9 protein-coding genes are annotated in these 14,408 nt (G+C 55.8%); 3 read left to right on the forward strand and 6 right to left on the reverse strand.

The window, feature by feature from the left end:
- The first annotated feature begins 65 nt into the window (after positions 1–65).
- The 3 genes from asnS (at position 66) to aspC (ending at position 4,504) form a co-directional block, all read left to right on the forward strand.
- A complete protein-coding gene (gene asnS / locus N6P30_RS05025; protein ID WP_021240867.1) occupies positions 66–1,466 on the forward strand; it encodes an asparagine--tRNA ligase in 1,401 nt (466 codons plus the stop codon).
- A gap of 604 nt (positions 1,467–2,070) precedes the next feature.
- Positions 2,071–3,129, forward strand: coding sequence for a porin OmpF (gene ompF / locus N6P30_RS05030; protein ID WP_023343691.1), 1,059 nt, complete (start codon positions 2,071–2,073; stop codon positions 3,127–3,129).
- A gap of 184 nt (positions 3,130–3,313) precedes the next feature.
- Complete coding sequence (gene aspC / locus N6P30_RS05035; RefSeq protein WP_008499949.1) at positions 3,314–4,504, forward strand: aspartate transaminase; 1,191 nt, start codon at positions 3,314–3,316, stop codon at positions 4,502–4,504.
- Positions 4,505–4,552: 48 nt separating this feature from the next.
- On the opposite strand, the gene N6P30_RS05040 is transcribed toward aspC, so the two are convergent.
- The 6 genes from N6P30_RS05040 to mukF all read right to left on the reverse strand — a co-directional run bounded on the left by N6P30_RS05040 (position 4,553) and on the right by mukF (position 14,407).
- A complete protein-coding gene (locus N6P30_RS05040) occupies positions 4,553–5,200 on the reverse strand; it encodes an MBL fold metallo-hydrolase (protein WP_023292874.1) in 648 nt (215 codons plus the stop codon).
- A 20-nt stretch (positions 5,201–5,220) separates the two neighbouring features.
- Entirely contained in the window at positions 5,221–5,772 is a 552-nt protein-coding gene (locus N6P30_RS05045) for a YcbK family protein (protein ID WP_008499951.1), read from the reverse strand.
- A gap of 174 nt (positions 5,773–5,946) precedes the next feature.
- On the reverse strand, positions 5,947–7,770 hold the full coding sequence (gene ldtD, locus N6P30_RS05050; protein ID WP_023292875.1) for a L,D-transpeptidase: 1,824 nt from the start codon (positions 7,768–7,770) through the stop codon (positions 5,947–5,949).
- A 178-nt stretch (positions 7,771–7,948) separates the two neighbouring features.
- Positions 7,949–12,400: a chromosome partition protein MukB gene (gene mukB, locus N6P30_RS05055; RefSeq protein ID WP_023292876.1), complete on the reverse strand. Its 4,452-nt coding sequence runs from the start codon at positions 12,398–12,400 to the stop codon at positions 7,949–7,951.
- Positions 12,400–13,104, reverse strand: a complete 705-nt coding sequence (gene mukE / locus N6P30_RS05060; protein ID WP_021240871.1) for a chromosome partition protein MukE — start codon at positions 13,102–13,104, stop codon at positions 12,400–12,402. The genes mukB and mukE overlap by 1 nt, the downstream gene beginning before the upstream one ends.
- Complete coding sequence (mukF, locus tag N6P30_RS05065) at positions 13,085–14,407, reverse strand: chromosome partition protein MukF (protein WP_008499955.1); 1,323 nt, start codon at positions 14,405–14,407, stop codon at positions 13,085–13,087. Before mukF ends, mukE begins: the two co-directional genes overlap by 20 nt.
- Between the last annotated feature and the right edge of the window lies 1 nt (position 14,408).

Here is a 14,408-nt window from a genome sequence, read left to right on the forward strand (position 1 = left end):
ATAGATATCCCCCCATAAGGGTGGACAAGTGTTTATTTTTTCCGACTATTAACAGAGAGAATATTATGAGCGTTGTGCCTGTAGCCGACGTACTCCAGGGCCGTGTCGCCGTTGACTCAGAAGTCACCGTGCGCGGATGGGTGCGTACCCGCCGAGATTCTAAAGCTGGCATCTCCTTCCTTGCCGTCTATGACGGTTCCTGCTTTGATCCTGTACAGGCCGTCATTAATAATTCTCTGCCCAATTACAATGATGACGTTCTGCACCTGACGACGGGCTGTTCCGTTATTGTCACCGGCGTGGTCGTGGCATCCCCGGGCCAGGGTCAGAGTTTCGAAATTCAGGCTTCTGCCATTGAAGTCACCGGCTGGGTTGAAGATCCGGATACCTATCCGATGGCGGCTAAACGTCACAGCATTGAGTATCTGCGTGAAGTGGCGCACCTTCGTCCACGTACCAACCTGATTGGTGCGGTTGCTCGCGTACGTCATACGCTGGCGCAAGCGCTGCATCGTTTCTTCGATGAGCAGGGTTATTTCTGGGTGTCTACCCCGCTGATCACCGCGTCCGATACGGAAGGCGCCGGTGAGATGTTCCGCGTCTCAACGCTGGATCTCGAAAACCTGCCGCGCACCCCGGAAGGTAAAGTGGACTATGACAAAGACTTCTTTGGTAAAGAGGCCTTCCTGACCGTATCCGGTCAGCTCAACGGCGAAACGTACGCCTGCGCGCTGTCTAAAATCTACACCTTTGGCCCTACCTTCCGTGCCGAAAACTCCAACACCAGCCGTCACCTGGCGGAATTCTGGATGCTGGAGCCTGAAGTGGCGTTCGCCAACCTGGACGATGTTGCAGGTCTGGCGGAAGCGATGCTGAAATATGTCTTCAAAGCGGTGCTGGAAGAGCGTCCGGACGACATGAAATTCTTCGCCGAGCGCGTAGACAGCGACGCGGTAGCCCGTCTGGAGCGCTTCGTCTCTGCCGATTTTGCGCAGGTGGACTACACCGACGCGGTGGCGATCCTCGAGAAATGCGGTGAGAAGTTCGAGAACCCGGTTTACTGGGGCGTAGACCTGGCGTCTGAGCACGAGCGCTATCTGGCCGAGAAGCATTTCAAAGCGCCGGTTGTCGTTAAAAACTACCCGAAAGACATTAAGGCCTTCTATATGCGCCTTAACGAAGACGGTAAAACCGTGGCAGCGATGGACGTCCTGGCGCCGGGCATCGGTGAAATCATCGGTGGCTCTCAGCGTGAAGAGCGTCTGGACGTGCTGGACGCGCGTATGGAAGAGATGGGTCTTAACCCTGCGGACTACAGCTGGTACCGCGATCTGCGTCGTTACGGTACCGTACCGCACGCCGGTTTTGGTCTGGGCTTTGAGCGTCTGATTGCCTACGTGACCGGTGTGCAGAACGTTCGTGACGTGATTCCGTTCCCACGTACGCCACGTAACGCCAGCTTCTAATCGGTAAAAGACTAAAATGGCCAGCCTGTGCTGGCCATTATTTTATCCTGTATTGTCAGTTTTCGTCAGCGTAAAGTCAGCATCTTCAAACCTTCACCCCGTCACAACCACTACCTGTTACGTTTTGTTTCCGCGAAATATCCAGCCACAAAAAATAAACCCCATTCTTATTGCGCTTATTACACCCTCAAGCAATAGCACAAATTTCAACCAATTTTACAGCCATCCAGAAGGCTTTTCGGCGTCATAAGAAAAAACGAGTCGTTTATCGTCTGTTTATATGAATTGCCTTTATCCAAATTAATCATAAGGAATTCATATATAGGATAGATACTGTCGCTTAATTCACCAGGGCGTTCTGAAGTTTGAGGTGGTTCACAAAGTTCCCAAAAATACACATTTAGTTACATATATTTTCTTTTGGTTACTCAATCTTAAGAATTGTAGCACTTTCAGGCTAGCGAAACGCTTCGGCGAATGGAAAGATGCCTGTCAGATACATAAAGACACCAAACTCTCATCAATAGTTCCGGAAATATTTATTGACAGAATTTATTGACGGCAGTGGCGAGTGTCATAAAAAAACCAATGAGGGTAATAAATAATGATGAAGCGCAATATTCTGGCAGTGGTAATCCCTGCCCTGCTGGTAGCCGGTGCAGCCAACGCTGCAGAAATCTATAACAAAGACTCTAATAAACTGGATCTTTACGGGAAAGCGGTTGGTCTGCATTACTTCTCTGACTATGCTGGCAACGATGGCGACCAGACTTACGCTCGTCTGGGCTTCAAAGGCGAAACGAAAATCAACGACCAGCTGACCGGTTATGGCCAGTGGGAATACAACTTCCAGGGTAACAACTCCGAAGGCGCCGATGCTCAGAGCGGTAATAAAACCCGTCTGGCGTTCGCAGGTCTGAAATTCGGTGATGCAGGCTCCTTCGACTACGGTCGTAACTATGGCCTGGTGTACGATGCAATCGGCATCACCGATATGCTGCCAGAATGGGGTGGCGACACTGGCAAGAGCGATAACTTCTTCTCCAGCCGTAATGGTGGTCTGGCGACTTACCGTAACAGCGGCTTCTTCGGCCTGGTTGACGGTCTGAACTTTGGCGTTCAGTACCTGGGCAAAAATGACCGTGATGATGCAGTACGTTCTAACGGTGACGGTTGGGCAACCTCAGTTAGCTATGATTTCGAAGGTTTTGGCGTTGTGGGTGCATACGGCGCAGCTGACCGTACCAACAGCCAGCAAAAACTGGATTGGGGTAAAGGCGATAAAGCTGAGCAGTGGGCAACTGGCCTGAAGTATGACGCAAACAACATCTACCTGGCAGCGCTGTACGGCGAAATGCACAACGCCGCGCGTTTGAGCAGCAACGGTTTCGCTAACAAATCTCAGGACTTCTCTGTTGTCGCTCAGTATCAGTTCGACTTCGGTCTGCGTCCATCCATCGCTTACTACAAATCTAAAGCGAAAGACGTAGAAGGCATTGGTGATGAAGATTTCATCAACTACATCGAAGTTGGCGCGACTTACTACTTCAACAAAAACATGTCCACCTATGTTGACTACCAGATCAACCAGCTGAAAGATGACAACAAACTGGGCATCAACAACGATGACACTGTAGCACTGGGTCTCGTCTACCAGTTCTAATCAGTACACCACTTTGTTATATGCTTAATGAACAGGGCTTCGGCCCTGTTTTTTTATGCCTGACAGAAAATAATGGCGACTTTTGAAAAGCCGCACGCTTTTCGTCGCAAACGGTTGGCATTTTGTAAATCTACCGTTAACCTGATAGCGGATTTCACTTCTGTAATCACAATGGAACTTCGTCATGTTTGAGAACATTACCGCCGCTCCTGCCGACCCTATTCTGGGCCTGGCCGATCTATTTCGTGCCGACGACCGCCCTGGCAAAATCAACCTGGGTATTGGTGTATATAAAGATGAAACCGGCAAAACTCCGGTACTGACCAGCGTTAAGAAAGCTGAGCAGTATCTGCTGGAAAACGAAACCACCAAAAACTACCTCGGTATTGATGGTATCCCTGAATTTGGTCGCTGCACCCAGGAGCTGCTGTTCGGTAAAGGCAGTGCAATTGTGAGTGACAAACGTGCCCGTACGGCACAGACCCCGGGCGGTACCGGCGCGCTGCGCGTGGCGGCGGATTTCCTTGCGAAAAACACCTCTGTGAAGCGTGTCTGGGTAAGCAATCCAAGCTGGCCGAACCACAAGAGCGTATTTAACTCTGCGGGTCTGGAAGTGCGTGAATACGCCTACTACGACGCAGCAAACCACTCTCTGGACTTTGACGGCCTGCTGGCAAGCCTGAGCGAAGCGCAGGCGGGTGACGTGGTGCTGTTCCACGGCTGCTGCCACAACCCAACCGGTATCGATCCAACGCTTGAGCAGTGGGAACATCTGGCGAAGCTGTCCGTAGAAAAAGGCTGGCTGCCGCTGTTTGACTTTGCCTACCAGGGCTTCGCCCGTGGCCTGGAAGAAGATGCCGAAGGCCTGCGCGCGTTCGCCGCCGTGCATCAGGAGCTGATCGTTGCAAGCTCCTACTCCAAGAACTTTGGTCTGTACAATGAGCGTGTAGGTGCCTGTACGCTGGTTGCGGCTAACGATGAGACCGTCGATCGCGCGTTCAGCCAGATGAAATCCGTTATCCGCGCTAACTACTCTAACCCGCCGGCACACGGTGCCTCTGTTGTTGCGACTATCCTGAGCAACGATGCGCTGCGCGCCATCTGGGAACAAGAGCTGAACGATATGCGTCAGCGTATTCAGCGCATGCGCCTGCTGTTTGTGAACACCCTGGCGGAGAAAGGCGCGGACCGCGACTTCAGCTTTATCATCAAACAGAACGGCATGTTCTCGTTCAGCGGCCTGACCAAAGAGCAGGTTCTGCGTCTGCGTGAAGAGTTCGGCGTGTACGCCGTAGCGTCTGGCCGCGTGAACGTTGCAGGCATGACGCCTGACAACATGGCGCCGCTGTGCGAAGCGATTGTCGCCGTACTGTAATTTGCGCCCATAAAAAAGCCTGCATGATGCAGGCTTTTTTTATTCGGGTTACCAGACAGGCATTTCATCCTGAAGGAACGGATTATGGAGCCGTTCATAGCCCAGCGTCGACATCGGACCGTGCCCAGGGATAAACGTCACATCATCACCCAGCGGCAATAACTTCTGTTTAATCGACTGAATCAGCTGCCCGTGATCGCCGCGCGGAAAATCGCTGCGTCCTACGCCACCTTTGAAAATCACATCGCCGGAAATCAGCAAACGAGACTGGTCATCAAAGAAGACGATATGGCCTGGCGTATGCCCAGGACAATGCAACACCTGTAAAGTCACATTCCCTATGCTAACGCGCTCTCCTTCGTTCAGCCAGCGATCGGGCATCAGGGGCTGACACTCATCCAGGCCAAACATGCGGCTTTGGGCGGGTAACCCCTGTAGCCAGAACTCATCTTCTTTTTCCGGACCGACAATCGGCACGCCGTAGTGTTCAGCCAGTTCAGCCGCTGCGCCCACATGGTCGAGGTGACCATGCGTCAGTAAAATCTGCATGAGCGTCACGCCGCTGTCGGCGACTTCCTGCTTGATCTTCTCAGCGTCACCGCCGGGATCGACAAGCGCGGCCAGTTTAGTCTGTTCGCACCAGATGAGTGAACAATTCTGGGAGAACGCGGTAACCGGAATAATACGATAGTTCATACTGCTCCTGTGTTTCGTTATTACCAGTGCCGAACCGGACCGGTATCAATATGCACAAAGTTGCTGCTGGGGTAATATCCTACACCACCTGCGCGCATAGATAACGCAGCTTTGCGAATATTGGCTAACGAAACGCCCTCAATATGGAAATCCATTGCCTGTCCCTTCGTGTGATAGCTCTTTTTGGCTACCCCGCGACTGTGGGCGCGCAGTTCATTATTGGTATCAACAGAGCGATAACCAGAAATAAGCTGCACCGGCTTGCTGGTGCCCAGCAGGCCCTGAAGGCGGTAAAGCTGATCAAACAGTCCTGGATCGATGGCTTTTATTTTATTCGCGCGGAAATCACGGAAAAAATGGTTAAGTCTTGCTAATTCATCCTGAATATAGCCTCTGCCATCGAAGAACTCCGCTTTTAGCGACTCACCGGTATGAAGATTGTTGAGCGTTAAAACTCGCGGACGAGGTGTCGAGAGGGTGGCAAATGCTGGCGTCGGCAAGATGGCCGCTGCGCCAAGCGCAACACCACCTAACGCCAGCAGTTTGCGGCGATTAGCGTCAAATTTGTCCATGATAATCAGGTCTACAGGTAAAAGAAATCGTAATATGCATAGCGCACGAAGGGCACCTTAACTGGCAAAACCGGGTACGTCAAGGCGCCCAACCCCAGTGAATACGCGGCTTGTAGCGATATAGCCCCTTATTCACCCTAACTTACGACAATCATTTTTCCCGAACTGCTTCATTTACCTGATTAATTGTTCCGCTTTTGGCAAAATTTGTGCGCCGGATCGCGCGGTGAGATCATAATTGTAAATATCTGTACGGTACTGAGTCCGCCCGTCTTCGCCAACAAACGCCGTCAGATAGTAAAGATTGACCGGAATATTGTGTCGAATATTAACGTAACGCGTATCCCCTTGTTTCAGGGCATCCGAAATGCGCGTATCGTTCCAGCCCGCATCCTGCAGCAGCATATTGGCCAGCTCCGAGGCTTTGTTCACACGCACGCAGCCAGAACTCAGCGCGCGCGTATCTTTCTGGAACAGGTTGTGGTTCGGCGTATCGTGCAGATAGATAGCGTCAGAACTCGGCATATTGAATTTGTAACGCCCTAAAGAGTTATGCGCCCCCGGTGCCTGCTGGAAACGGAACGGCAGGTTTGACGCCGTGATTGTCGACCAGTCGACCATATAAGGATCGATAGCCTCTTTACTGTTCCATCCACGCATCACCGTATAGCCATGACGTTCCAGATAACCCGGATCGTTCCAGACCTTCGGCAGAATGTCTTTACGCGCCAGCGTCGGTGGCACGTTCCACGGCGGGTTAACGACTACGTTATTGAGCGCGCTGCTCATCATCGGTGTTTTGCGGTCCGGACGCCCGACAATCACGCGCGACGCCAGTTTTTCGCTACCGTCCTGGTAATAGACCAGGGAATACGCCGGAATGTTAACCATAATGCCGGTAGAGAGGGTTCCCGGCAGCAGGCGCAAACGCTGGATATTGAGCGCCAGCACCCCTGCCCGCTGCGCAGGCGATACGTTCAGCCAGTCTCGCGTCGTCTGGCCAATGACGCCATCGGCTCCCAGCCCCTGAGCGGCCTGGAATTGCTTCACTGCCGCAACCAGCTCGCGATCGTATGCTGCGGGTTTATTGCTGACGGCAATCGCTTTTTTCTCTTTCACGGGCGCTGACGGGCTGACCGCCGCATTTTGCGGATCGTCGCCTGGCAGGGCGATATGTGGCCCGCCTTCAAGAAGACCCGAGCGCGTCAGGATCTCGCGCAGAGCAGGCACATCGCTGCTCCACTGCCCCGGACGCAGCGTCGCGGTGCCGCGCATCTGCGGCCATGGGCGCGAGTCGCCCACCAGCGCGAGGAGAGACTGGTGAAGCGTGGCGTATTGTGGATGCGCCGGTGCGAGGCTGGCAATAAAGCGCGGCAGTTCGCCATTATCGAGGGCTAACTGCCACTGGTTAATCACCGACAGCGCTGGCGTCACGAGCTTGTACGGCTTATCGCTGTACAGCCAGCGGTTGCCATTGACCGGAATACCCGCCACGAACTGCAGGTAACCCATCATGGCATCGGAAAGCACCACATCTCGCGCCTGCCCTGTTACGGCAGGATCGGTTAACAGCTCAACCCACTTTGTAAACTGCGGCTGAAACCCTGCAATTGCGACCTCCGCCAGCTGTTGCTGAAAGGCACGCACGGCATCGCGGTTTTCCCACATCGGTTTCATATCGCGGGCGGCATAAAGCAGCGTGAGCTGATTGAGATAGACAGGCGTGTAGCCTGACGGCAGCCCCGACTGCAGCTGCTGGCTGAGCGATTCGGCGTCGATGCCTTCCGGCAGCGGCTTAATACCGGCCATGATCGCTGTCGCCGGAGATTGCTCCAGCGGCTGGGACAACGACGTAGGCTGCGTGCCTGTCGTTGCCGAGCTGTCAGTCGGCACAATTTCAGGCTCGTCGGCCTGGGCGGTTAACAGTGGAGCAAACATCACTGCCAGACATAAACTTAGCGCCGACAGCTGACGACCACATTTTTTCTTAAGCAACATCCCTTGCCCCCTGTTTTCACGACATGCCCATCACGTTGGGGCTTTCTTTCATTATAGGTAGACGGCTAAGCTGTTGCCTTACCTTATGTAAAGAAGTTTAAAGATAACGCAGCCCTAAGCACAAGTTAAGTTTAAAAAAAAAGCGGCGCCAGAGCGCCGCTTCGGGTCAGAAGACACTTCAGGAAGCGTCCGCCGTGGTTTCCGGCAGTGACTCCGGCGGCTGCGGCGCAAAGCCGCGCAGCCCGACAACGTGAACGTGCTCGCTGTTCTGGAACACTTTACGCACCAGCTTGTAGGTTGTCCCTTTTTCAGGGCTGATGTTCTCCGGTGCCGCAATGATGAGCTGCATATCGAGACGTTCGCAAAGCTCAAACAGCGTGGCAATGGAGCGCGCATCAAGACGCGCCGCCTCATCCAGGAACAGCAGTCGGCATGGGGAGATATCTTTGCCGCGCAGGCGGCGCGCTTCGTCTTCCCAGCTCTGTACCACCATCACCAGAATTGACATCCCGGTACCGATCGCTTCACCGGTAGAGAGCGCCCCGGATTCCGCACGCAGCCAGCCGTCTGAACCACGGTTTACCTCTACCTCCATTTCCAGGTAGTTACGGTAATCCAGCAGCTCTTCCCCGATGGTTTGCGGCGTACGCTGTCCCATATCAATCTGCGGGTTCAGGCGCTGATACAGTTTCGCCAGCGCTTCGGAGAAAGTCAGACGGTTGCTGTTGAACAGATCCTGGTGCTGCTCGTGCTGCTCAGACAGCACTTCCAGCAGCGTCGCGTGGGCTTCACGCACGTTGACGTTGAGGCGCACGCTGTTCACCTGGCCAAACGACACGTTCTGCAGACCCTGGTTCAGCTGGCGGATACGGTTCTGCTCGCGCTGAATGGTTTTGCGGATGATATTCGCCACGCTGCGGGAGCTGATCGCCAGCTTCTGCTCGCGAGAAGTCAGCTCTTCCGTCAGGCGCCCCAGCTCGATTTCCATCTGCTCAATGGCTTCGACCGGATCGTCGGTACGGATAATGTCCTGACGAATACGCTCGCGCAGGTGCTGGTAAACCGCCACGAAGAACTGGATTTTACGTTCAGGGCGTTTCGGATCTTCTGACATACGCAGGACATCGCGCAGGTGTTCGTTATCCGCCACCGCCAGACGCAGCGCACCCAGCGCCTTATCCGACATGGAACGCAGCTCATCGGCAGAGAGATACGCCAGCTCGCGACGGTGCAGACGACGCTCAACGTTATTGTCTTTCACCATGCGCATTACCGCGCACCAGCCCGCCTTCGCGGTCACGACCTGCTCGCGCATCTCAAAGTAGTCGCGCTCCAGCTTGCGCAGGCGACGGGTCAGGTTATCCATTTCTGCTTCGCAGAAGGTGAGCGCTTTTTCCAGCTGATTGCGACGCGCGCGGTTGTTGCTGAGCTGAGCATGCAGCTCGTCACGACGAATGCGCGCGCGCTCTTCCGCCCCGCTGTCGGCACGGACGCCGATATCCTGAAGCTCTTTCTGCAGGTCGTTTAACAGCTCTTTCTTGGTATCGAAGGAGCTTTTCAGCGAGGCCAGCACCTGGTTGTACTGGTTCAACTGAGCGGAGTGGCTGCGCATCGCTTCGCGGGCGCGGGTACGCTCCGCTTCCGCCTGCTCAAGGCGCTGACGCAGCTTTTCATTCAGATCGCTGTTACCGCTCAGCATTTCCGCCGAATCGGAGTAGCCGAAATGGGCGCGACGCTGCACCACTTCCGTCAGGGCAAACGCCTGCTGACGCGCTTCGCGCTGCACCTGCTGTGACCAGGCATAATCTTCTTTTAACTGCTCGAACTGTTCCGGGTCGCTCTGCAGGACAGAGACAACCGGCTCCAGCTTCGCCAGCTGATTGCCGTGCTGCTGCACGAAGCGCGCGGCTTCCTGCGCTTCATCCAGACGCTCCTGGATCTCATCCACGCGGTCGGCCAGCGTGTCGTCTGCCAGCAGATTCAGGCGCGGCAGAATACGGTTAAGGGCCGCGACGCCCTCTTTCGCCTGCTCGAACTGGACGCGACTCTGCTGGTTGTCGCTTTCATGACTGGCAATCGCCCGTTCCAGTTCGCCACGGCGGGTATTGAGTTTGCGAATTTCCGCTTCCGGGTCGGCTTCGAAGGCCACGGCCAGATGGCTGCCGATAAAGCGGCTAAACGCCTGATGCAGACGCTGGGTTTTCTGCACGTCAAACGACAGCGTCGCAAAACGTTCAGACAGCGTTTCACGCTCGGCGTGCAGGCTTTCGATGCGGCTTTCGCGCGCGGCACGGCCAAACAGCGGCAGTTCCGGGAAGCGGGAATAGCGCCACTGACGGTCGGCGATTTTGACCACCACCGCTTTTTCCAGCTCGTCGACGCTGAATACGCTGTCATCGAACGACTGCGGATCCCCTTCGATCAGGTAGAGATCTTCCGGACAATCTTCCAGACCGGCAAGCTGCTCAGAAATCAGCGACAGATCCGGCACCACGATCGCGTTACGCGACGGGCCATACAGTGCCGAGAAGTAAGGCGCATCGTCCAGGCCGACGTCGTCGTAAATCTCAGACAGCAGTACGCCGCCAAAACGCTCTGCCAGGGCATTGAGGCGCGGGTCTTCCGCACCGCCCGGCTGGCTTAAGCGCTCAATTTCTTCGTCGACGTCACGCTTGCGCGCGCCCACTTCATCACGCTCAACAATCGCCTCGCGCTCGCGCTCCAGCAGCTGCTGCAGGTATTCGGTCACTTCCTGGCTGGATTCGAACTGCTCGCCGCACTGCTCACTGAGCTGGTTAAGGCTGCTCTGGGCCGCCAGCCAGACCGGGGCACGCTGCAGAAGTGCTTGCGAACGGGACTGAAGCTGTTCCAGCTCCTGACGCAGGGTCATACGCTGTTCGCTGGCGCTGGAGACCGTGTCTGAAAGCGCAGCGATACGCGCCTCGAGCTCCTGATGCAGGGCCTCAAGCTCGTCAAAATCGTAATGTTTGCCCTGACGCTTGCAGAATTCGGCCAACAGACGCTCGGCCTCCTGCTGCTCGCGCAGGCGCTGTTCCAGCTCGTTCAGACGCATACGCAGCGGCTGAACCTGCTCGGCCAGATGGCGCTGGTTTACGCCGTCGCGCAGCAGCTCGCGGGCAACGTCCCAGGCTTCGTTACGCGCCAGCGGGCCGTTAATCGCCACAACCAGCTGATAGGCCTGCTCAAACTGGCTGTGCGCCGTTTGGGCGACGCTCATTTTCTGTTCGAGGGACAGCAGTTTCTCAGTGGCTTCCTGCTCTTTGGCCTGGAAGGTATCCAGCCACTCGTCGGCGCTTTCCGGCGTCAGGTCTGGCAGATGGCACAGCTCTTTCGCGCGCTGTAAGGCCTGCAGTGCCTGGGTGTACTGGATCGCGCGCGTCTGCTGCACGTCCAGCGCCTGCTGATAATCGGCAAGCTGGCTTTTCAGCTCATCCACTTCCAGCTCGGCCGCTTCGGCGCGGGCTTCGTTCTCTTCCTGCATCTCGGCGGCTTCGGCCACCACTTCATTTTGCTCTTCAAGACGAATTTGCAGCTCGTCGAGGTCCGCTTCATAGCGCTCGATTTTCTCCTGCTGACGAAGCGCGGTCTGCACCAGGTTCAGGTGATCGCTGGCGGCCTGGTAATCGGCTTCCAGGTCACCTTCAGCACCGTTGTGCTCACCGAGCTCGCGCGCCATTTCGACGTGCTTGTACTGCTCGGCCACCAGCTGTTTGCGGGAGGTAAACAGCTCGCGGCGGTATTCTAATGCCTGATCGAGGTGGACGCGGCGCTCGTTGGCGTGGCGCATGTAGTCCGCCGCCACGTAGTTAGTGGCTTCGCTGATCAGGTGTTTAAACAGATCGCGGTCAGACTGGGTCACGCGAATCGCTTCCAGCGTCATGCGGTTTTCACGCAGCGCCGCCTCCATGTCCTGGAAGGCCTTACGCACGCCGCTGTTTTCCGGCAGCAGGTAGTCGCGCAGGGAGCGGGTAATGGCGCTGGAGATACCGCCGTACAGGGACGCTTCGATCAGGCGGTAGTATTTGCTACGGTCTGATGCGGTACGCAGACGACGCGCCACCACGCCGAGATCGAACATCAGCGAGTGGTAGTCTGTAATCGAGTTGAACTGTTTGAACTGCACGCCTTCGATCGCTTCGAGCTTATCTTTCAGCTCCTGCAGCGTCAGCACGCGCGCCTGGCGCTCGTTCAGGGTTTCCGTCAGCAGCGCCGTCGGCTGCACAGACGTTGGCAGCCCCTGGATGGCGAACGGTTTAATGTCGACTTTACGGTCGCGACCGGCAACCTGCTGCAGGCGCACGCCCACCACCACGCGCTGATGGCGGGAGTTAATGACGTCCAGAACCGAATAACAGACGCCCGCTTTCAACTTACCGTGCAGACCTTTATCACGGGAACCGCTTGTGGCCCCCGCTTCGGTGGTGTTACGGAAGTGAAGCAGCGTCAGATCAGGGATCAGCGCTGTGACAAACGCCGCCATGGTGGTGGATTTACCCGCCCCGTTACCGCCGGAGAGCGTCGTCACCAGCTCATCCAGATCGAACGTTCGGGCAAAGAAGCCGTTCCAGTTAATCAGCGTCAGTGAGCGAAATTTACCGCGTTCAATCATTACTCTTCCTCCCCGCTATCCGGCAGATTCTCTTCATGCTCATCATTGAGCTGCAAATGGTTTTCCACCGGCATCGCTTCACCGTCGCGGATCATGCGAAGCTGCGCTTCACGCGCGTCATCGCCCGCACGCACGTCGGCGCCGAAGCGGAAGACAGATTCCGTAATGCGGAATTTGCTGCTGTCGTGACCCATAAACCAGACCATCCCCAGACGACGCAGACGGTTCAGGGAAGAGCGGACTTTTTCCTGTAGTTTCTGACGGTCGAGATCCGACCCCGTGGAGCGGTTGTTCACCAGCTTAAGCAGCTTGCCCTCATCTGCCAGCGTCAACAGCTCGTCGTAAAGTTCCTGCTGGGTGAAGATCCCTTCATTCGCCAGACGTTCCGGGCTGAGGTAGAGGTAGCAGAGAATTTTGCCGACCATCATGTCCAGCTCGGAGAGCACGGAACGCGGAATCAGCGTCGTGGAGCGCGGGCGCAGGTAGAAAAACCCTTCCGGCGCGCGGATAAGCTCCACGTTGTAGCGGGCGTAAAACTCTTCCAGGTACTCCTGGAAGTCCATCAAAAAGGCGTGATTATCCAGCTCGTCTAAGCCAATGTGACGACCGGCACGCAGCTGGCTGTCCAGCGCCGGAAATAACGGATTCGCCAGCGCCTGTGCCAGCTTAACCGGCATCACTTGTTCAATATTTGTCAATGACATGCGCCTGTACCTTGGCTCCGTAATCGTTAATTGGCTGCCACTTCGGCGGCAGTCCGGTGAAATCGGCTTGCGCGATACCCAGGCGAACAGCCTGGTCTACCACAATGCGGGCAACGTCGAAGTGGCGCGCGCGAGGATATTGCGCCAGATAGTCGCGCACCACGAGCCCCAGATCCAGCGGAGCTTGTCTGGTTTTGTAGACCGCGAGCTGTTCTTCGATCATCGCCGCAAGCTGCTCGCGAATTTCGTTAAATTCTTCGTATTCCAGATCCGGCGGCAGTTCACCGGTTACCTCTTCATCACGCAATGCCATCTCTTCGTCGCGCATATCCAGCAGACGATCGGCATTGGCGTAGGTCAGCGCCCACGGCGCATCGAAATAGGTCTGCACCGACTGGCGCAGACGCTGGGCAAAGACGCGGTTTTTATCCATATCGATCGCGGTACGGATAAATTTATGCACGTGTCGGTCGTAGCCGATCCACAGGTCGATCGACTGCTGGCCCCAGCTGATGATGCGGTCCAGTTTGCTCTGCAGGTCGAACACTAAACGATCGATAAAGTGCAGATCGTCGTGCGCCAGCGTCGCGTCCTGGATGCGCAGCAGGTTCGCCTGCAGCTTATCCCCTGCGGCTTCCAGCGTATCCTGCAGCTCACGCAGCGTACCGGAGGTTTCTGACAGCAGAAGTTCACAGCTGGAGATGGCTGCACGCCAGTCTTTATTCAGCAGCTGTGCGATATCGTCTTTGACCTGCTGCTGCTGTTCGTCCATCAGGCGCTGGGTCAGATCGATACTGTCGAAGATTTCCGCCACCGAGTATTTCAGCGGTGCATAGACGTTTCGGTGCCAGTGGAATTCGTCACCGTCTTCATCTGCCGCATCGGCGGCGCGCTTAAGCTCACCGGCCACGATCGACAGCTGCATGGACAGACGCAGCGTGGAAAATTCGCGCTGGCGTATGTAGTAATCGGTGATGCCGATGCCCAGTGGCGTCAGGCGATAGATGGCGTTTCCTTCCGCCTGCTCGCTGGTAAAGCGGTTCAGCAGACGTTGACGCACCATATCGTTAATTGCGTTGTTGGCACGCACGCTAATGGTTTCGCTGGTTTGCTCAAACGCATCACTGACATGGCGGAACGCATCCACCAGTTCACCCTCGCTCATTTCCCCATCCAGCCGCTCGCCGTTCAGCGTGGCGACCGCCAGCAGGAAAGAGAGTCTGTCTACCGGCAGCGAGATGGAGAAATCGTTTTTCCTGGCCCAGGCAACCAGTTCGGGGACTGTCTGGGAAAATTCACTCATA

Origin of the sequence: Enterobacter sp. PL1 (genome assembly GCF_945957325.1) — a bacterium.
GTDB lineage: Bacteria > Pseudomonadota > Gammaproteobacteria > Enterobacterales > Enterobacteriaceae > Enterobacter > Enterobacter roggenkampii.

What these genes read in the sequence shown, in the direction of transcription:
- asnS (WP_021240867.1), top strand. Translation starts at nt 66, where the DNA reads ATGAGCGTTGTGCCTGTAGCCGACGTACTCCAGGGCCGTGTCGCCGTT.
- ompF (WP_023343691.1), top strand. Translation starts at nt 2,071, where the DNA reads ATGATGAAGCGCAATATTCTGGCAGTGGTAATCCCTGCCCTGCTGGTA.
- aspC (WP_008499949.1), top strand. Translation starts at nt 3,314, where the DNA reads ATGTTTGAGAACATTACCGCCGCTCCTGCCGACCCTATTCTGGGCCTG.
- N6P30_RS05040 (WP_023292874.1), bottom strand. Translation starts at nt 5,200, where the DNA reads ATGAACTATCGTATTATTCCGGTTACCGCGTTCTCCCAGAATTGTTCA.
- N6P30_RS05045 (WP_008499951.1), bottom strand. Translation starts at nt 5,772, where the DNA reads ATGGACAAATTTGACGCTAATCGCCGCAAACTGCTGGCGTTAGGTGGT.
- ldtD (WP_023292875.1), bottom strand. Translation starts at nt 7,770, where the DNA reads ATGTTGCTTAAGAAAAAATGTGGTCGTCAGCTGTCGGCGCTAAGTTTA.
- mukB (WP_023292876.1), bottom strand. Translation starts at nt 12,400, where the DNA reads ATGATTGAACGCGGTAAATTTCGCTCACTGACGCTGATTAACTGGAAC.
- mukE (WP_021240871.1), bottom strand. Translation starts at nt 13,104, where the DNA reads ATGTCATTGACAAATATTGAACAAGTGATGCCGGTTAAGCTGGCACAG.
- mukF (WP_008499955.1), bottom strand. Translation starts at nt 14,407, where the DNA reads ATGAGTGAATTTTCCCAGACAGTCCCCGAACTGGTTGCCTGGGCCAGG.